This is a genomic window from Comamonas terrigena NBRC 13299, from assembly GCF_006740045.1.
Taxonomy (GTDB): Bacteria; Pseudomonadota; Gammaproteobacteria; order Burkholderiales; family Burkholderiaceae_C; genus Comamonas; species Comamonas terrigena.
The window spans coordinates 3,312,801-3,331,316 of the sequence record NZ_AP019749.1 but is presented as its reverse complement, the minus strand read 5'-3'; the positions used below and the strand labels follow the sequence as shown (position 1 = coordinate 3,331,316).

Here is an 18,516-nt window from a genome sequence, read left to right as displayed (position 1 = left end):
CTGGCTGCCGTGCTGCTGGGCTTGGCGCTGGCGGGCTGTGAGCCCACCCAACCCAAACCCGTGGCGCAGGACGCGGCTCCTGCGCTGCCCACGGCGGCGCAGCGGGGCGCGGCCGTGGCCCCGCCGGCCACGCTGGCCGGCCTGCGCCCGCTGGTGGGCAGCTACCCGGGCGAGCGTGCCGACTACCTGCGCCAGGGCGCGCTGGCCGAACGCCTGCAACGCCTGCTGGGGGACGACTACGCGGTGCTGCTCACCAATCTGGGCACCTCCGGCCCGCTGGTGCAGGAGGGCGACCTGCTCTACATCACCGGCAACAAGCCGCATGAAGGCGGCGATGAGCAGGCGGCCGTGGTGGTCGATCCTGCCCAGAACGCGCTGCGCGTGTGGCTGGTGCATGCCGGCCAGGAGCGCGACTGGCGCGACCCCGCCAGCATCACGCTGAACTGGCCGCGCGATGTGCGCACCATGCGCAGCAACCGCCAGGAACTGCGCCGCAACCAGGCTTCCAGCGTGTAGCGAAGCCGGGCGCTGGAACGCAGCCCGGTGGCTGCGCTGGCGCGGGAAGGTCAGTCGCTCAGTCGCGCGCGCCAGCACCACGCCGGGGTTCATGATGCCCTGCGGGTCCAGCGCGTGCTTGATGGCACGCATCATGCCCAGGGCCACGGGTGACTGGTACTTCTCCAGCTTGTCGGCCTTCAGGGCGCCCACGCCGTGCTCGGCCGAGAAGGAGCCGCCGAACTCGGCCACCGCCTCGTAGACCAGGTGGTTGACCAGGGCTTCCTTGTCGCGCAGAAACGCCTTGCCGTCCTGGCCCTCGGGCACCTGCACGTTGTAGTGCAGATTGCCGTCGCCCAGGTGGCCGAAGTTCACCAGGCGCACGCCGGGAATTTCGCGCTGAAGCACCGCATCGGCATGTTCCACGAACGCGGGAATGCGCGAGGCAGCGATCGAGATGTCGTGCTTGATGTTCAGCCCTTCCTCGGCCTGGGCCAGCGGAATGCTTTCGCGCACATGCCACAGCTCGTGCGCCTGGGCCAGGCTCTCGGCCACCACGGCATCCAGCACGCAGCCGTCTTCGAATGCCAGCTCCAGCAGGTGCTCGAAGCGCTCGCGGGCGTGCTGTTCGGATTCGCTGTCGGCGTTTTCCAGCAGCACGCAGTAGGGGGCGGTGTCGCCCATGTCGGCAAACGGCACGCGCAGTTGCGGCATGTGCTTGACCACCAGGGACAGGGCAAACTGGCTCATCACCTCGAAGCCCGTCAGGCCTGCGCCCAGGTGCTGGTGCGACAGGCCCAGCAGGCGCACGGCGGCTTCCATGCTGGGCACGGCCGCAAAAGCGGTCAGCTGTGCGGCAGGCTGGGGAAACAGCTTCATGGTGGCCGCGGTGATGATGCCCAGCGTGCCTTCGCTGCCAATGAACAGATTGCGCAGGTCGTAGCCGGTGTTGTCCTTGCGCAGGCCCTTGAGGCCATCCCAGACCTCGCCCTGGGGCGTGACCACTTCCAGGCCCAGGCACAGGTCGCGGGTATTGCCGTAGCGCACCACCTGCGTCCCGCCGGCGTTGGTGCCCAGGTTGCCGCCAATGGTGCAGCTGCCTTCGGCGGCCAGCGACAGCGGGAACAGCAGGCCGGCCTTGTCCGCCACATCCTGCAGGTTCTGCAGAATGCAGCCGGCTTCGACGGTGAAGCTCAGATTGTCGCGGTCCATGTGGCGCACCGCGTTCATGCGGGTGAGGCTCAGCACCACCTGCTGGCCGGTCTGGTCCGGCGTGGCGCCCACCGACAGGCCGGTGTTGCCGCCCTGGGGCACGATCTGCACGCCCGCGGCAGCGCAGGCCTTGACCACGGCCGCCACTTCCGCCGTGCTGCCGGGGGGCACCACGGCCAGGGCCTTGCCGCGCACGCGCTTGCGCCAGTCCTGTTCATAGGCGGTCAGATCGCCGTCAGTCAGAACGTGGGCGGCACCAATGGTCTGGCGCAGGGTGTGGAGCAAATCAATGGAAGTCATGGCTGGCAAAGCCGCGGCAGCCGCGGCACAAAGGGAAAACAGGGGCATCCTAAGCCCGGCACCGGGGTGTGGGAGTGGGGAAAACCGCGAAGCCGCAAGCGTAGAACATGGCAGACTTCACCACAATCGAAATAAATTGCTTGGTTATGCCTGTTTTTCCGAACAATCTCAGCCTGCGCCAGCTGCGCGCCTTTGACGAAGTGGCACGCCAGGGCGCTTTCGCCCCGGCGGCGCGGGAGCTGTGCATCACCCAGTCGGCGCTGTCCGAATCCATCCGCCAGCTGGAAGAGGCCGTGGGCATGCGCCTGTTCGACCGCACCACGCGCACCGTGGGCCTGACCAGCGCCGGTCAGGCGTTCTGGCAGGACGTGCGCCAGGCCTTCGACACCCTGGAGCAGGGCATACAGAACCTGGGCGACCTGGCTGCCCACCGGCGCGGAAAGGTGCGCATAGCCGCAGCGCCGTCGGTGCTGGCGGTGTTGCTGCTGCCGGTGCTGCCGGCCTTGCATGCCCAGTACCCGGGCATCGAAGTGGACCTGGTGGAAGACAGCGCCGAAGGCATTGCCCTGCGCGTGCAGGCCGGCTGGGTGGACTTCGGTGTGGGCGCCGCCCACCCGGCCGGGGGCGAGCTGGTGACCCAGCCGCTGGTCAGCGATCAGATGGGGCTGGTGGCGCGCAAAGACGAGCCGTTGCTGCGGGCCCCGCGCCTGGTGGCGGCCGATATCGCCGCGCGGCCGTTTGTGGGGTTGACCACGGACACGGCCATCAGCCAGCTGCTGGCGGCGGCGCCGGGCATGCCGGCGAATGTGCTGCAGACGCCGCTGCGCATGTCCAACCCACCGCTGCTGTTCGAAGCCGTGCGCCTGGGCCTGGGGGTGACCATCGTGCCTGCGCTGACGGCACGCCACCCGGGCATGGGGGATCTGGGGTTTCGCCTGCTGGATGCACCCTACATCCTGCGCCGCACGCTGCTGATCCAGCGCCCGCGCCGGGCGCTGTCACCAGCCGCCCAACTGCTGTGCGAGGCCTTGGTGCAGCAGGTGCAGACGCTGGCAAGCCGCGCCGGCATGGTGCTGGAGCCGGCGCCGTTGTAGGCGAGCCCGTCGGCAGTGGACGGGCTTTACGCCGATGCCGGTGCAGCGGCAGCAGCCGCCGCCGCCTTGGCCGCGCGCTGGCGCCAGCGCACATGGGCGGCGCAGGCCACAAACAGCAGCAGGCACAGTGCGATTTCCACCAGGGCTAGCCAGTTGCCGGGGGACTTGTCGCTCCAGGCGCGTACCACGCCTTCGGTGAAGTACAGCCACACCACCAGGCTCACCCAGCGGTAGGTGTACATGCGGCGCTTGAGCAGGCCGATCAGGGGGATGCACAGCGGCAGCGCCTTGAGCACCAGCCAGGAGCCGCCGGGCCGCAGCGGCGCCAGCCAGAGCTCCCAGGCCACGCTGAGCACGATCAGGCCCAGCAGGCTGCCAACGGCCAGCCAGCGGGTGGCGGCGACCGCGCCGCCGGGTTCTTGTGGGGAGACAGTTTGCATGGGGCTGGCATCATACGGGCCATGCCCTTGACCCTTCACCGTGCTCGCATGCGTTGGCGCCATCTGCTGCAGACGCTCCAGACCTTTCCGTGGCGCAACACGCTGGCCACCTTGCAGCGCCGCTTCCACCAGGACCACCTGGGCCTGACGGCCAGCAGCCTCACGTTCACCACGCTGCTGGCGTTGGTGCCGTTCTTCACGGTGCTGCTGTCGGTGTTCACCGCCTTCCCCAGCTTTGCCAAGCTGCAGGGCATGCTGCAGCGCTGGCTGATCGAGAACCTGATCCCGGAAGAAATTGCCGCCCAGGTGATGAATTACCTGATGCAGTTCGCCTCCAAGGCCAGCCAGCTGGGGATTGTGGGTCTGGCCTTTCTGGCGGTGACGGTGATCAGCCTGATCCTGACCATGGACCGCACGCTCAACGATATCTGGCGCGTGCAGCGCCTGCGCCCGCTGGGCCAGCGCCTGCTGGTGTACTGGGCAGTGCTGACCCTGGGGCCGCTGCTGATGGGGGTGAGCATTGCCACCACCTCCTATGTGCTGTCGGCGTCCAAAGGCCTGGTGGCCGAGCTGCCGGCGGCTGTGCAGTGGGCCTTCAACTCGGTCGAATTCATGCTGCTGTCGGCCGCCATGGCCGCGCTCTACCACTTTGTGCCCAACACCCCGGTCCAATGGCGCCACGCCTGGGCCGGCGGGCTGTTCGTGGCCCTGGGCATGGCGCTGGCCAAGAAGGTGCTGGGCCTGTACCTGGCCAGCGTGCCCACGTACTCGGTCATCTACGGCACCTTCGCCACGCTGCCGATTCTGCTGATCTGGATCTATGTGTGCTGGGTGATCTTCCTGCTGGGGGCAGTGATTGCCGCCTACCTGCCCAGCCTGCTGACCGGCATGGCGCGCAAGGCCGACGACCAGGGCTGGGATTTCGAGCTGGCGCTGGAAGTCATGGCGGCGCTGGAGCCGCTGCGCGGCCAGATGCAGCGCGGCATGCCCGGTCTGGCCCTGGCCAAGCGCTTGCGTGTGGACCGGTTGCAGCTGGAGCCGGCGCTGGAGGCGCTGACCGCCCTGCGCTGGGTGGGGGCCATGCCCGATAACGGCACGGCCTACCTGGAAGAGAGCGATCCCCGCTATGTGCTGCTGGCCGACCCCGACACCACCTTGCTGGCGCCGTTGCTGTCGCAGTTGCTGCTGGTGCGCAGCGACAGCACGGCCGCACTGTGGCAGCGCGCGGGCTGGGAGGAGATGACGCTGCGCCAGGCGTTGCCGCAGATCCCCAGCAACCTGCCGGGCGATGAAGTGGGCACGCCCGCGCCCGGCCCTGGCAGCGCAGCGGTGGCCACCACATCCAGCGCGTCGACCACACCGTCCACGGCCCCCTGAAGCGGCCTCCGAGGCGATTCACCCCGCTGAAGAGGGGTGGGGCGCACAGCCTCCCTGGAATCCGAGGCTGGTACGCCTGCCGCACAGGCTGACGCAACCTACGCGGTCGCTGCAGCGCTCAGAACGGCACCTTGCCCCGCCACATATCGGCATACATGCGCCAGTCGCCCAGGAAGCTGTAGAGCGGGCGCTTGAAGCTGGCGGGTCGGTTGTGCTCAAAGCCGAAGTGGCCGATCCACGCACAGGCATAGCCCAGCACCAGGCCCAGCAACACGAACCAGGGCTGGCGCCACCACAGCGCCGCCGCCAGGCAGAGCAGGCCCAGGCTGGAGCCCAGGAAATGCAGGCGCCGGCAGCGGCTGTCGCTGTGCTCGGACAGGTAGAACGGATAGAAGTCGGCAAAGCGGTGCAGGCTGCGCGGGTCCACTGCCGGGGCAGGGCTGCCCGTGTCGGTCGCAGGGGCGACGCCGGGCGGTGGTGTGGCAGGGATGTCGGCCATGGTGGGGCTCCTGGTTGTGCCAGCAAGCGGCTATGCTGGTTCGTGGACGGGACATGCGCCCCGGCGCTCCGGGGTTTCTTATACGGCGGACCGACCGGCGGCACCAGCGGGACATTGCCCAGGTGCACCACAGGCCCCGACATTCGGTCGCCGCAGCGTGGGTGCGGTGGCTTTTTTCTGTGCAGATGTGATGACCGCAAACACCCAATCCTTTCGCATTGCCACGCCCCGTGGCGGGCTGCAGGTGCAGCGCTGGCAGCCGGTTGCCGTGGCATCCGACCTGGGCGCTGTCGCTGCTGCGCCCATCGTGCTGTTGCACGACTCGCTGGGCTCCGTGGCGCTGTGGCGCGACTTTCCGGCGCAGCTGGCCAACGCCACGCAGCGCGTGGTACTGGCCTATGACCGGCTGGGCTTCGGCCTGTCGGATGCAGCTCCGGGCCCGCTGGAGGCTGACTTCGTGGCCCGGGAAGCGCAGGGCGACTTTGCCGCGCTGCGGCAAGCCCTGGCGCTGGAGCGCTTTGTGGTGCTGGGCCACAGCGTGGGCGGCGGCATGGCGGCCCATGTGGCCGCAGCCTGGCCGAAGCAGTGCGTGGCGCTGGTGACGGAATCGGCACAGACCTTTGTCGAGGACCGCACGCTGGAAGGCATCCGCGTGGCGCGCGACCAGTTTGCCCAGCCCGGTCAGCTCGATCGCCTGTCCAAATACCATGGCGACAAGGCCGCCTGGGTGCTGTCGGCCTGGGTGGACACCTGGCTGTCGCCGGCCTTTGCCGGCTACAGCCTGCAGGGGGCGCTGGAGCAGGTGCGCTGTCCGGTGCTGGCCATCCATGGCGAACAGGACGAATACGGCTCGCTGGTGCATCCACGCAACCTGGCCCGCTGGGTGCCGGGGCCGGTGGAGCAGGAGATCGTGGCCGGGGGCGGTCATGTGCCGCACCGCGAACAACCCGAACGCATCGTGGCGCGCATTGCGCAGTTCCTGCAGCCGCTGGCCTAAGGCTGCAGGGCGCTCGCGCCGCGCGCTACAGGCCGTCCGTGTCCATCTGGTCCCGCGCAAAGTCCACCAGATCGGCCGGGTAGTGCGGGCAGGCGCGCAGCGCCGCATCGTCCCAGCCGTACAGCACCGACAGGGCGCCCACTTCCAGCGCCCAGTAGCCGGTGCCCAGCCAGGGGGCACCTTTTTTTTGCCGCGCAGGGGATTGGCGGTGGAAGTCGCTGTACTGGGACTGCAGATAGTCCACCAGCGGATCGGGCTGCGCGTCGCCCAACTGGTCAAAGAACGCTGCCAGTGCGCCGTAGGGGCGCGGGTGGAAGAGGTCGTCGCTGGCCTGCTCCAGATCCAGCGCCGCCGCGCTCAGGTAGTCCAGCAGGCGGTCGGTGTCGAAGGCCAGGGCGTGCTCCATCAGGGCGGGTATCTCGTCCGGCACATCCAGGAGGACTGCCAGTGCCATCAGCAGCACGGCATCGCGGTAGGCCGCCGTGCGTGTGGCAAGGGGGGCGGGCACGCCATAAGGGGCATCGGTGGCCTGCGCCATGCTGTAGCGGGCGTGGTCGGCCACGGCGGCCATGTCGCACCACAGCGCGGCAATACCGGGGTAGAGGGCGCGCAGCGCCGCAGCAGGCAGGCCCAGGTCGATGCCATAGACCAGCAACCGGCAGGCGGTGTGCCCTGCAGACTGCCATTGCCAGTAGTTCTCCAGCGCCGCGTAGGCCTGGAACTGCAGCGGTGCCTGGTAGCCCGGTCTGGCGGCAAAGTGCTGCAGCGTGGTCAGGGCCTCCTGCCAGTCGGCTTGCTTGTCGGCCAGATGCAGGCTGCGGCGCGGCTGCAGGTTCGTCAGCGCAAGGGTGGTGGCATGCGCCACGGTGTCGGCGAGCGGATGGGAACGGGGAAAGGCAGCGGTCATGGCGTGCAGTGTGGCAGACCGTGCACGGCTTTTTGGCCGCGGCACCGTGCCTGGCTGCGCACCGCCCCCGGGCCCTGCCCGCCGCAGGCAGGGCCCGGGCCGGGCTTACTTCAGAAAGTCACGGATGGCGAACAGCGTCGGGTCGGGCGATTCCGTCATCTGGTTGTGGCCGTTGGGAATCGTCTGCACCTTCACCGTCTTGCCGGCGGCCTTGGCCGCGTCGACCAGGCCCTTGGCGGCCTTGGGCGGGGTCATCTGGTCCTGCTCGCCCAGCACAAACAGCACCGGCGCGGTGATGGCGCCCATGGCGGCTTCGCCGCCGGCATAACTGTCGCAGGCAGTGAAGCCGGCGTGCAGCAGGTTGACATCGGCATTGCTGGCCAGCACCCGGCGGCCCAGGGCCATGCCGGCGCCAAACACCCAGCTGCCCGCACCGTTGGGTGGGGACAGCGTGGCGCGCGAGAAGGTGTTGACCATGGCGATGGCCTTCTCCGGCGTGTTCAGCGCCGAATCCAGCAGCGCCGGCGCGACCTTCATCGGGAAGGCGGTGCCCACCAGCACCAGGTGGCTGATGCGGTCCTGCAGCCGGGCCGCAGCTTCCATGGCAATCAGGCTGCCCCAGCTGTGGCCCACCAGGGCCGCTTGCTGCAATCCGGCCGCGTCCATCAGCTGGCCGATGAAGGTGGCTGCGTCTTCGACCGACCGGGGGGGCGTGCCGCCGCTCTTGCAGTGGCCGGGCAGGTCCAGGGCCAGCACGTTCCAGCCGTGGTTGGCCATGTAGCGGCTTTGCAGCGCCCAGACGCTGTGGTCGCAGAGCACGCCGTGGATGAAGATGGCGGTGGGTTTGGCGGCATCAAAGGCCTTGCCGCCGGTGTAGGCGTAGATGTCTGCGCCTTGGACTTGGATTCGCATAGTTTTTCTCCGAATGGGGCAGGGCTCAGATGTCCGCAATCAAACGTTTGCCCAGGGTGACCGACTGGTCGTTGGCATAACCCAGGCTTTCGTACAAAGCGATCACGGCCTCGTTGCCTGCGCGTACCTGCAGGTTCAGCTTGGGGCAGCCGCGCACGGTCAGCAGCCGCTCGGCGTGCTGCACCAGGCGGCGGGCATGGCCCTGGCGTTGGTGGGCCGGGTGTACGGCCAGGTAGTTGATCCAGCCGCGGTGGCCGTCATAGCCGATCATGATGCTGGCCATCAACTGGCCGCCGGCATCCACGCCGACGCAGAACAGCTCCGGCGCCACGCTGCGCTTGCGCGCAATGTCGCGGTGGGGATCGTTCCACGGGCGGGTCAGGCCGCAGTCATGCCACAGCTGCACCACCGCGTCGGTATCTGCGGCGTCGAACGGCCGTATCTCCATCACGCCGCCTTTTCAGCGGCCTTCAGCGCGCGCTTGAGGTCGTCGATCAGGTCGTCGGCATCTTCCAGACCGATCGACAGGCGGATCGTGCCTTGGCCGATGCCCGCTTGCGCCAGCGCCTCGTCGCTCATGCGGAAGTGCGTGGTGCTGGCAGGGTGGATCACCAGCGAGCGGCAGTCGCCCACATTGGCCAGGTGGCTGAAGACCTTCAGCGTCTCGATGAATTTCTTGCCCTGGTTGCGGTTGCCGGCAATGTCAAAGCTGAACACCGAGCCTGCGCCGCGGGGCAGCAGCTTGCGCGCCAGGGCGTGGGAGGAGTGGGTCTCCAGCATGGGGTGGCCCACGCGGCTGACCAGCGGGTGGCTGGCCAGGAACTGCACCACCTTTTCGGTGTTGCGCATATGGCGTTCCATGCGCAGCGGCAGGGTCTCGATGCCCTGCAGGATCAGCCAGGCGCTGTGCGGGCTCATGCAGGCGCCGAAGTCGCGCAGACCTTCGCGGCGCGCGCGCAGCAGGAAGGCGCCGGTGGTGGACTCCTCGCTGAACACCATGTTGTGGAAGCCGTCGTAGGGCTGGGTCAGCTCGGGGAAGCGGCCCGACTTTTCCCAGTCGAAGCTGCCGCCATCGACCACGACGCCGCCGATCACCGTGCCGTGGCCGGACAGGAACTTGGTGGCCGAGTGGTAGACGATGTCCGCGCCGTGCTCGAAAGGCTTGATCAGCCAGGGCGAAGTCAGCGTCGAATCCACCAGCAGCGGCACGCCGGCTTCGTGGGCGATCTGGCTGACGGTGGGAATGTCCAGCACATCCAGGCCGGGGTTGCCCACGGTTTCGCCGAAGAACAGCTTGGTGTTGGGGCGCACGGCGGCCTTCCAGCCATCGATGTCGCCGGGCTTCACAAACGTGGTCTCGATGCCGAAGCGTGCCAGCGTGTAGTGCAGCAGGTTCTGCGAGCCGCCGTACAGGGCCGTGCTGGCCACGATGTGGCTGCCCGCGCCCATCAGGGTCGCAACCGACAGGTGCAGCGCCGCCTGGCCGCTGGCCACGGCGATCGCGCCCACGCCGCCTTCCAGTGCCGAGACGCGCTGCTCCAGCACGGCATTGGTGGGGTTGGAGATGCGGCTGTACACATGGCCCGGGCGCTCTAGGTTGAACAGGCTGGCCGCATGGTCGCTGGATTCGAAGACGAAGGAGGTCGTCAGATGGATGGGGACGGCGCGTGCGCCGGTGGCCGGGTCGGGCTGGGCGCCTGCGTGCAGGCTCAGGGTGTCAAAGCCGGGGTCTGAGTAACCGGGCATGGTGTGTCTCCGTCAAAGGGGCTGCGGGGCCGGAAAAGGCGGCTGCAGGCCGTCAAAAAAGCTGCCTGCGGCAGTCAAACCCCCTATGGTGGCATGACGTGGCGCAAAAAGCACGCGCTTGGGCGACTGGGATGGCGATGGCATGCAACGCCTGCGGGTCCGCAGCCCTGCAGCAGCGGCAGAGTCGGCTATATTTCGCCGCAGGGCCTGCCGTGGTGGGCCATGGCATTCACCTGTATCGGAGACACAGAACATGAAAGTGAGCGACATCCTGCGCGTCAAGGGCAGCACCCTGTTTTCCGTCACGCCCAACGAGCCGCTGGCCCGCGCCGTGGAAATCATGGCCGACAAGGACATCGGTTCCCTGGTCGTGATGGAGCACGGCGATGTGGCCGGCATGCTCACCTTCCGCGAAGTGATCCAGGCCATTGTGAAGAACGGCGGCTCCGTCGGTACGCTGCAGGTGCGCAGCGCCATGGACGATGCCCCCCTGACCTGCACCCTGGAAACCGAGATGGACGAGGTGCGCCGCATGATGCTGGAGCGCCACGCCCGTTACATGCCGGTGATGGAGATGGGTGAAGTCAAGGGCGTGATCAGCTTCTACGACGTGGCCAAGGCCGTGGTGGACAGCCAGAACTTCGAGAACACCATGCTCAAGGCCTATATCCGCGACTGGCCGGATGCGCAAAGCGAACGCGAGCAGGCCCAGGGCCAGGCCTGAGACCTGTTTCCACCATGCAAAAAGAGCCTCCGGATGGAGGCTTTTTTGTATCTGCAATGGGGCGCTGCCGGGCCGTGCCGCGCTCAGATACCCGGATCGTAGGCGGTGGCGGGTGCCGCGGGAGCTGCCAAGGGGGGCTGGGCATGGCCGCCCCGCAGCCAGGTGACCAGGGCCTCGGGCGCCAGCGGGCGGCAGAACAGATAGCCCTGCAGCACCGGGCAGCCCTGCAACTGCAGCCACTGGCGCTGCTCGGCGGTTTCCACCCCTTCGCCCACCACCTTCATGTGCAGGCTGCGGGCAATGCCGAGCACGGAGCGGATCAGCGCTTCGGCCGCCACGCTGTTGCTCAGGTCCTGCACAAAGCTCTTGTCCAGTTTCAGCTCGGAAATCGGCAGGCGGTGCAGATAGCTCAGGCTGGAGTAGCCGGTACCGAAGTCGTCCAGCGACAGCTGCAGGCCCAGGCGGTGCAGGGCATCCAGATTGGCCAGCGTGGCGGGGCTGGCGTCCAGCATCACGCTCTCGGTGATCTCCAGCACCAGGTCCTTGGCGGTGAGGCCGTGGCGGCGCAGCACATCGGCCACGGACTGGGCGAACTGCGGTTCGTGGAAGTTCTTGGTGGACAGGTTGATCGCCACCTGGGGTACCTCCACGTGGTCCGCACGCCATGCGGCCAGCTGGCGGCAGGCGGATTCCATCACCCAGCTGGTGAACTCCTGGATCATGCCGGCGTCTTCGGCCACGGCGATGAAACGCAGCGGCGAGACATAACCCCATTCCGGGTGCTTCCAGCGGGCCAGTGCCTCGACGCCATGCAGGCGCTCGGGCTGGCTGCTGAGCACCTGGGGCTGGTAGTGCAGCTGCAGCTGGCCGTTGTGCATGGCGGCGCGCAGCGCGTGCTCCATGGCCACGCGGTCCTGGGTGAACTGGTTGATGGCCGGGTGAAGCGCTGCCAGCGCTGGCGGCCCTGCTGCTTGGCTATGTACATGGCCTGGTCGGCATGGCGCAGCAGGGTGTGGATGTCGGTGCCGTCTTCCGGGTAGGCACAGATGCCCACGCTGGCGTGCGGAATATTCACGGCATCGCCAATGGTGAAGGGCTCGGCAATGCGCTCCAGCAGGCGCCTGGCCACGGTTTCGGCCTCGGCGGCGCTGCAGTGGGGCAGCAGCAGCGCGAATTCGTCGCTGGACAGGCGGCCCAGCACATCGCCGGGGCGGGCCGCAGCGCGGATGCGCTGCGCCACTTCGCACAGCAGGGCATCCCCGGCCGCATGGCCCTGGCTGTCGTTGACCAGCTTGAAACGGTCCAGGTCCACAAACAGCAGTGCGCCGGCACGGCCCTGGGCGGCGTACAGGGCGTCGGTGGCGCTGCGGTGGAACATGCAGCGGTTGGGCAACTGGGTCAGCGGGTCGTAGTAGGCCAGCTGGTGGATACGTTCGCGCGAACGCTCGCGTTCCATGGCCACGGTGCACAGGTGGATGCAGGTCTGTGCAATGCGATGGTGCAAGGCGTTGGGACTGCGCGGCTCGCGGAAGTACAGGGCGAACACGCCGATCACCTGGCGGTCATGGTTGAAGATGGGCGAGACCCAGCAGGCCAGCAGGCCAGCAGGCCGGCATCGACCAGGCTCTGCTGCAGGCCCTGCAGCTGCGGCTGGCCCTGGCGCAGATCGGCATCGGTCACCGGCTGGGCCAGGAAGGCGGCCGCGCTGCAGGCGCCCATGTCGGGGGCGCTGTGCATGCCGTCCAGGCGCTCCAGCGCTGCGCGCGGCAGGCTGGGGCAGGCCAGCGGGTGCAGGCAGCCTTGCTCGTCCACCTGCAGCACGCCCACTGCCAGCTCAGGGGCGATGCGCTCCACGTCCCGGCACAGGCTGTGCAGCAGCTGCGGCAGCGGACGCTCATGGGCTGCGTCCTCCAGCGCCTGCTTTTGCAGCGCCTCGAAACGCTTGGAGAAGGTGATGTCGGTGAACACCATGGCTTCACCGGACTGCGGCAGGCGGTTGATGGCCGCCGCCACCCAGATGGCATGGCCGTCGCGGTGCAGCAGCTGCACATCGCCGCAAAAGCGGCCGTGGCGGTCCAAAGCCTCCTGGACATGGGCCGGCAGCGGCGCATGCTGCGGATCCGCCTGCAGCAGCTGCAGCGGGCGCTGGCCGATGGCCTCCTGGGCGCTCCAGCCGAACAGGCGCTCGAAGCCGGCATTGACCTAGCAGGTGCGGTACTGCGTGTCGGTCACGATCCAGGCGGCGTCGCTTCTGTCCAGAAGCTGAAGCAGGGCAGGGCCGGGCACGGGCGCGGAGGGCTGGTTCATGCGGGCGAATGAGGGCGTCGGGATGGCACATGCTAACCCTGTTCAGGGGGACTGCCCATGCTCGCCAGGGGGGCGCCGGATGCAAGGGCATAATCGCCGCCCATGAGCGGCAATACCCTTGGCACTATTTTTACCGTTACCAATTTTGGTGAATCCCATGGACCGGCCATCGGCTGCGTGATCGACGGCTGCCCGCCGGGCATGGAGCTGAGCGAGGCGGACATCCAGAGCGAGCTGGACCGCCGCCGTCCCGGCACCAGCCGCCATGTGACGCAGCGCAACGAGCCCGATGCGGTCGAGATACTCTCCGGCGTCTACCAGGGGGTGACGACCGGCACCCCGATCGCATTGCTGATTCGCAACACCGACCAGCGCAGCAAGGACTACTCGAACATTTCCGAGAGCTTCCGCCCCGGCCATGCCGACTACGCCTACTGGCACAAGTACGGCGTGCGCGATCCGCGCGGCGGCGGCCGTTCCTCGGCCCGCCTGACGGCGCCCACGGTGGCCGCCGGCGCCGTGGCCAAGAAATGGCTCAAGGAACAGTTCGGTACCGAATTCCGTGCCTGCATGACCCAGCTGGGCGAGTTGCCCATCGCCTTCGAGAGCTGGGAGCATGTGCCCCACAACCCCTTCTTCGCCCCGCAGGCCGATGTGCAGGCGCTGGAAGACTATATGGACGCCCTGCGCAAGGCCGGTGACAGCTGCGGCGCCAAGCTGCGCGTGCAGGCCACCGGCATGCCGGTGGGCCTGGGCGAGCCGCTGTACGACAAGCTGGACGCTGAAATCGCCTATGTGATGATGGGCCTGAACGCCGTCAAGGGCGTGGAAATCGGTGCCGGCTTTGCCAGCGTGGCCCAGCGCGGCACCGAGCACGGTGATTCGCTCAGCCCCGAAGGCTTCCGCTCCAACAACGCCGGCGGCGTGCTGGGTGGCATCAGCACCGGCCAGGACCTGGAAGTCGCGATCGCCATCAAGCCCACCAGCTCCATCATCAGCCCGCGCGAATCCATCGACATCCACGGGCAGAGCACCGAAGTCATCACCAAGGGCCGCCACGACCCCTGCGTGGGCATCCGCGCGGCACCGATTGCGGAAGCGCTGCTGGCGCTGGTGGTGATGGACCATGCGCTGCGCCACCGCGCCCAGTGCGGCGATGTCAGCCTACCGCTGAACCCCATCCCGGCCGCAGCACCCTGAATCTGCGGCAGCGGCTTTCGCGCTTGCTCCCAACGCCCCACCGGCCTGCGCCGTGGGGCGTTGTGCATTTCAGGAGGCCGCCGCGGCCAGCACCGGGGCAGTGGAGGCCGGGGTGGAGGCGCTGGGCTGCAGCGCCTGCCAGGCCTCGAAGCCGCCTTGCAGGTGGCGGGCATGGACAAAGCCCAGGCGCCGAAGCCGCTGCGCAGCGCGGGCGGCCGTGGCATCGTGGGGACAGGCGCACAGGGTGACGATGGCCGTCTCGCGCGGCCAGTGGCGCACCAGCCGCGGCAGCTGGGCCAGGGTGACGGCATGGGCCTCGGTGATCGGGCCCAGCTCGGCAATCAGGGCCGGGCCGCGCAGATCCAGCAGGCGCGGCGGCTGGGCCGAGGTCTGGGCCTGCCACCACTGCGCCGCGGTGACCGAAGGCATGGCGGCCAGGCGCAGAAACAGCTGGCGGCGCACCAGCTTCCAGCCCAGCCACAGGCCCAGCAGCAGCACGGCCACCACGGCCAGCAGCGGGCCATGGGTGTGCAGCAGTGCCAGGGCCGCGTCCACCTGGCGCCGCAGCAGCCAGCCCAGGCCCAGTGCCACGCCGGCCCACAGCCCGGCACCACTGGCCGCGGCCAGGGTGAAGCGGGGCACGGGCATGCGCAGCACACCGGCCATGGGGGCGGCCACGGCCGAAAAACCGGGGATGAACTTGGCCAGCAGCAGCGACCAGGGGCCCCAGTGGCCAAAACGGTCGGCGGTCTGGCTGATGCAGCTGTCGGGCGTCAGGGAGAGCTTGCACAGCCACGCCAGCACGCGGGTGCCAAAGCGCCGTCCCACCAGATACCAGACCCGGTCGGCCAGCATGGCGGCGAGCACGGCCGTGCCCCACAGCAGCGCCAGCCGCGGGCTGCTGGCGGCCAGGCTGCCGGCCAGCAGCAGCGTGGGCAGCACGGGAACCGGCAGGCCCAGCTGCTGCAGCAGCACATTGGCAAACACCACGCCGGGGGCGTAGAGCGTGAGGGCGGTGCGAAGTGTGGAGGTGTCGATATCCATGGGAGCAGGCAGACCGCCGTGCGGGCGGCTGCAGTCCGCCATGCTACGTGGGGCTTTCTGCCTTGCCTAGGTGTTTGGCATGGAAGACTGTGTTCCAGCGGCGGAACAATCCCGGGGCGGGCCCTGGCCCGGGCAAGAAAAAGCCGCCTCGCACAGGGCGGGCGGCCGGTCGGGGCGCGGTGGCGCAACGGCTTCAGTTGCGCACTTCGTCCACCAGGTGCTTGAAGTCCTCGATGTCCTCAAAGCTGCGGTAGACGCTGGCAAAGCGGATATAGGCCACCTTGTCCAGCTTCTTGAGCTCGTTCATCACCAGCTCGCCGATGCGGCTGGAAGGCAGCTCGCGCACACCCGAGGTCAGCAGCTGTTCCTCGATGCGTTCCATGGCCGCATCCACCTGGCCCGCCGGCACCGGGCGCTTGCGCAGCGCCAGGCGGAACGAACCCTGCAGCTTGCTGCGGTCGTAGTCTATGCGTCGGCCATCCTTCTTCACCACCGCGGGGAAGGCCACATCCGGGCGTTCGTAGGTGGTAAAGCGCTTGGCGCAATCCCCGCACTGCCGACGGCGGCGAATGAAGCTGCCATCTTCGGAGACCCGGGTCTCGACGACCTGGGTGTCCGGGTGGCTGCAGAAAGGGCACTTCATGGCGCAGTCCGTCGGCGGGGCAGCCGCTTACTTGCTGTAGACGGGGAACTTGGCGGTCAGTGCGGCCACCTTGGCGCGCACGGCAGCCAGGTTCGCTTCGTCCGTGGGGTTCTCCAGCACATCGGCCACCAGGTTGGCGGTGATGCGGGCTTCCTCTTCCTTGAAACCACGGGTGGTCATGGCAGGGGTGCCCACGCGGATGCCGCTGGTTACCATCGGCTTTTCCGGGTCGTTGGGGATGGAGTTCTTGTTGATGGTGATGTGGGCTGCACCCAGCGCGGCTTCGGCAGCCTTGCCGGTGATGCCCTTGGCACGCAGGTCCACCAGCATCACGTGGCTTTCGGTGCGACCGGAGACGATGCGCAGACCGCGTTCGGTCAGCGTGTCGGCCATCACCTTGGCGTTCTTCACCACCTGTTCCTGGTAGGCCTTGAACTCGGGGGTCAGGGCTTCCTTGAACGCAACGGCCTTGCCGGCGATCACGTGCATCAGCGGGCCGCCTTGCAGGCCGGGGAAGATGGCGCTGTTCAGGGCCTTCTCGTGCTCTGCCTTCATCAGGATCACGCCGCCACGGGGGCCGCGCAGGCTCTTGTGGGTGGTGGTGGTGACCACGTCGGCGTGGGGCACGGGGTTGGGGTACACACCAGCGGCGATCAGGCCGGCATAGTGGGCCATGTCCACCCAGAAGATGGCGCCGACTTCCTTGGCGATCTTGGCGAAGCGCTCGAAATCGATGCGCAGGGCGTAGGCCGAAGCGCCGGCGATGATGATGCGGGGCTTGTGCTCGCGCGCCAGGGCTTCCATCTTGTCGTAGTCGATGGCTTCGTCGGTGTTCAGGCCGTAGGACACCACGTTGAACCACTTGCCGGACATGTTCAGCGGCATGCCGTGGGTCAGGTGACCGCCTTCGGCCAGGCTCATGCCCATGATGGTGTCGCCGGGCTTGGCGAACGCCATCAGCACGGCCTGGTTGGCCTGGGAGCCGGAATTGGGTTGCACGTTGGCGGCTTCAGCGCCAAAGATCTTCTTGATGCGGTCGATGGCCAGCTGTTCGACCACGTCCACGTTCTCGCAGCCGCCGTAGTAGCGCTTGCCGGGGTAGCCTTCGGCGTACTTGTTGGTCAGCTGGGAGCCCTGGGCTTCCATCACGGCGGGCGAGCAGTAGTTCTCGCTGGCGATCAGCTCGATATGCTCTTGCTGGCGATGGTTTTCAGCCTGGATGGCGGCAAACAGTTCGGGGTCGACTTTCTCGACGGTATCGGTGCGTTGAAACATGGCAGTCCTGTGAACTTGATATTCCCTTGAATCCAAGGGCTGCCCAGGCGAACGGCTAAACACGCGGCAGGCGATTCCGTGTTGGCGCAGCCTGGGCGGTACGCTCCCCGGTGGTTGTCGGGCCTGGTGCTCATCGGGAGGAGCGCCACACCGTGGTTCCACGTCAGCGCGGTTCTCGATAAACCGCGCCTATCGCCAGTTGCGTACCCCATTAGTGTAGCGGAGCCAGCGCGGCCCTTGCGGCTTGACCCGCAAGGGCCTGTTTCCAGGCCTGGGTTTGTACCGCCGCAGCGGTGGTGCGTGGCCCTGTGCAGCCCGTGCACCGCGCACATGAAAAAGCCGGCTTGCGCCGGCTGGAAAAGGGGAAAGCAGAGGGCGGCTCAGTTGACCAGCAGCTTGCCGTCGGCCACCACATCGGCCGCAGCCACGGTGCTGGGCGCGGCTTCCTTGGCCACCAGCGCCGGCTTGGCGGGGGCTGCTGCCGGTGCAGGGCGGCCTGCGATCTGGCGGATGCGTGCATGCTCGGCCAGCACCTTGGAGGCGTAGCCGCCGTCGTTGGGCAGGTTGGCCGCGCCCACGTAGTAGCGCAGACCGCCTTCGAGCGAGCCGGCACGGGCGATGCATTCCTTGAGCACCTTCACGCCCACGCGCAGATTGCTCACCGGGTCGAACGCCGCCAGCTGGCCGCCGAAGTGTTCGTACTTGTCGGTGTGCACGCGGGTCATCACCTGCATCAGGCCCTGGGCACCGACGGAGCTCTGGGCAAAGGGGTTGAAGCTGGATTCGATGGCCATGATGGCCAGGATCAGCGTGGGATCGAGCTGGTTGCGTTCGCCCAGCTCATAGGCTTCGGAGACCAGCACCGCCAGCGGCTCGGCGGCCACGCGGTACTTCTTGCTCAGCCAGTACGCCACGGCGGCCTGCTCCTTGGGCAGCTCCGTCGGATTGGTGGCGGTGGCACGTTCCACGGCATCCGGTTCGACCGGCGTGCCCAGCGTGGCCACCTGGCGCGCCTGCAGCCAGTCGCGCAGCTGGGCCTCGCCGGAGTGGCGCAGGTCAGGGCGGCTGATCAGCAGGATGGCGGCAAAGGCCACGGCCAGACCCAGCAGGGCAAAACCGTTGTGAGTGATTTCAATGAATCCGTCGGCAACGTCCTTGGCGAACGTGCGCAAGCCGGAAACTACCTGTGCAGATGCAGGCATAGCATTCCTTTCGTGGGGGTGCCTATGCGACCGTGGACTCGGAGGTCCGGCGGCTCACAGGGTGGCGCCCAGTGGGGTGGTGCTGCGGTCCATGCAGGAGGAGCGCGGGAGGATCGCGAAAAAGAGCGCGATCAAAAAGCAG

General features: G+C 67.9%; 17 protein-coding genes, 2 pseudogenes and 1 riboswitch. Of the genes and pseudogenes, 5 read left to right on the top strand and 14 right to left on the bottom strand.

Annotated elements, in window-relative coordinates:
- Nucleotides 1-582 precede the first annotated feature (582 nt).
- Nucleotides 583-2,007, bottom strand: a pseudogene (locus CT3_RS15240) (FAD-binding oxidoreductase); the annotation flags it as partial.
- Nucleotides 2,008-2,153: 146 nt separating this feature from the next.
- Between CT3_RS15240 and CT3_RS15235 the strand changes: the two are divergent.
- Nucleotides 2,154-3,101: a LysR family transcriptional regulator gene (locus CT3_RS15235; RefSeq protein ID WP_066533907.1), complete on the top strand. Its 948-nt coding sequence runs from the start codon at nt 2,154-2,156 to the stop codon at nt 3,099-3,101.
- 26 nt (nt 3,102-3,127) lie between these two features.
- Here CT3_RS15235 and CT3_RS15230 read toward each other — a convergent pair whose 3' ends face one another.
- Nucleotides 3,128-3,541, bottom strand: a complete 414-nt coding sequence (locus CT3_RS15230) for a DUF2069 domain-containing protein (protein WP_066533905.1) — start codon at nt 3,539-3,541, stop codon at nt 3,128-3,130.
- Nucleotides 3,542-3,589: 48 nt separating this feature from the next.
- Here CT3_RS15230 and CT3_RS15225 point away from each other — a divergent pair, with 48 nt between their 5' ends.
- Entirely contained in the window at nt 3,590-4,918 is a 1,329-nt protein-coding gene (locus CT3_RS15225; protein ID WP_256682296.1) for a YihY family inner membrane protein, read from the top strand.
- Nucleotides 4,919-5,036: 118 nt separating this feature from the next.
- Here CT3_RS15225 and CT3_RS15220 read toward each other — a convergent pair whose 3' ends face one another.
- Entirely contained in the window at nt 5,037-5,417 is a 381-nt protein-coding gene (locus CT3_RS15220) for an Mpo1-like protein (RefSeq protein ID WP_066533903.1), read from the bottom strand.
- A gap of 190 nt (nt 5,418-5,607) precedes the next feature.
- Between CT3_RS15220 and CT3_RS15215 the strand changes: the two genes are divergently transcribed.
- Nucleotides 5,608-6,414, top strand: a complete 807-nt coding sequence (locus CT3_RS15215) for an alpha/beta fold hydrolase (RefSeq protein WP_066534048.1) — start codon at nt 5,608-5,610, stop codon at nt 6,412-6,414.
- A gap of 25 nt (nt 6,415-6,439) precedes the next feature.
- Here CT3_RS15215 and CT3_RS15210 read toward each other — a convergent pair whose 3' ends face one another.
- The 4 genes from CT3_RS15210 to CT3_RS15195 all read right to left on the bottom strand — a co-directional run bounded on the left by CT3_RS15210 (nt 6,440) and on the right by CT3_RS15195 (nt 9,979).
- A complete protein-coding gene (locus tag CT3_RS15210) occupies nt 6,440-7,321 on the bottom strand; it encodes a PoNe immunity protein domain-containing protein (protein ID WP_066533900.1) in 882 nt (293 codons plus the stop codon).
- 105 nt (nt 7,322-7,426) lie between these two features.
- A complete protein-coding gene (locus CT3_RS15205; protein WP_066533895.1) occupies nt 7,427-8,233 on the bottom strand; it encodes an alpha/beta fold hydrolase in 807 nt (268 codons plus the stop codon).
- Between the two features lie 25 nt (nt 8,234-8,258).
- Complete coding sequence (locus tag CT3_RS15200) at nt 8,259-8,681, bottom strand: GNAT family acetyltransferase (RefSeq protein WP_066533893.1); 423 nt, start codon at nt 8,679-8,681, stop codon at nt 8,259-8,261.
- Entirely contained in the window at nt 8,681-9,979 is a 1,299-nt protein-coding gene (locus CT3_RS15195; RefSeq protein ID WP_066533892.1) for an O-acetylhomoserine aminocarboxypropyltransferase, read from the bottom strand. Before CT3_RS15195 ends, CT3_RS15200 begins: the two co-directional genes overlap by 1 nt.
- 253 nt (nt 9,980-10,232) lie before the next feature.
- Here CT3_RS15195 and CT3_RS15190 point away from each other — a divergent pair, with 253 nt between their 5' ends.
- The gene (locus tag CT3_RS15190; RefSeq protein WP_066533890.1) at nt 10,233-10,703 is read left to right on the top strand and encodes a CBS domain-containing protein; all 471 of its coding nucleotides are present in this window, start codon (nt 10,233-10,235) and stop codon (nt 10,701-10,703) included.
- Between the two features lie 83 nt (nt 10,704-10,786).
- On the opposite strand, the gene CT3_RS21455 is transcribed toward CT3_RS15190, so the two are convergent.
- The 3 genes and pseudogenes from CT3_RS21455 to CT3_RS21445 form a co-directional block, all read right to left on the bottom strand.
- Nucleotides 10,787-11,581 carry a putative bifunctional diguanylate cyclase/phosphodiesterase gene (locus tag CT3_RS21455; protein ID WP_227657911.1) on the bottom strand — a complete coding sequence of 265 codons (795 nt, stop codon included), beginning with the start codon at nt 11,579-11,581 and terminating at the stop codon, nt 10,787-10,789.
- A 131-nt stretch (nt 11,582-11,712) separates the two neighbouring features.
- Nucleotides 11,713-12,081 (bottom strand): annotated as a pseudogene (locus CT3_RS21450) (diguanylate cyclase domain-containing protein); the annotation flags it as partial.
- Between the two features lie 173 nt (nt 12,082-12,254).
- Nucleotides 12,255-12,857 (bottom strand): hypothetical protein, encoded by a 603-nt coding sequence (locus CT3_RS21445; RefSeq protein WP_306304387.1) that lies wholly within the window; start codon nt 12,855-12,857, stop codon nt 12,255-12,257.
- Nucleotides 12,858-13,112: 255 nt separating this feature from the next.
- On the opposite strand from CT3_RS21445, the gene aroC reads away from it, so the two are divergent.
- Nucleotides 13,113-14,210 carry a chorismate synthase gene (aroC, locus tag CT3_RS15180; RefSeq protein ID WP_066533888.1) on the top strand — a complete coding sequence of 366 codons (1,098 nt, stop codon included), beginning with the start codon at nt 13,113-13,115 and terminating at the stop codon, nt 14,208-14,210.
- A 69-nt stretch (nt 14,211-14,279) separates the two neighbouring features.
- Here the strand turns inward: aroC and CT3_RS15175 are convergent, their stop codons facing one another.
- The 4 genes from CT3_RS15175 to CT3_RS15160 all read right to left on the bottom strand — a co-directional run bounded on the left by CT3_RS15175 (nt 14,280) and on the right by CT3_RS15160 (nt 18,374).
- On the bottom strand, nt 14,280-15,254 hold the full coding sequence (locus CT3_RS15175; RefSeq protein WP_066534047.1) for a VTT domain-containing protein: 975 nt from the start codon (nt 15,252-15,254) through the stop codon (nt 14,280-14,282).
- 193 nt (nt 15,255-15,447) lie between these two features.
- Entirely contained in the window at nt 15,448-15,897 is a 450-nt protein-coding gene (gene nrdR / locus CT3_RS15170; protein WP_066533885.1) for a transcriptional regulator NrdR, read from the bottom strand.
- Nucleotides 15,898-15,924: 27 nt separating this feature from the next.
- On the bottom strand, nt 15,925-17,172 hold the full coding sequence (glyA, locus tag CT3_RS15165) for a serine hydroxymethyltransferase (RefSeq protein WP_066533884.1): 1,248 nt from the start codon (nt 17,170-17,172) through the stop codon (nt 15,925-15,927).
- A 34-nt stretch (nt 17,173-17,206) separates the two neighbouring features.
- Nucleotides 17,207-17,385: riboswitch (ZMP/ZTP riboswitch) on the bottom strand.
- A gap of 167 nt (nt 17,386-17,552) precedes the next feature.
- Entirely contained in the window at nt 17,553-18,374 is an 822-nt protein-coding gene (locus CT3_RS15160; protein ID WP_066533882.1) for a lytic transglycosylase domain-containing protein, read from the bottom strand.
- Between the last annotated feature and the right edge of the window lie 142 nt (nt 18,375-18,516).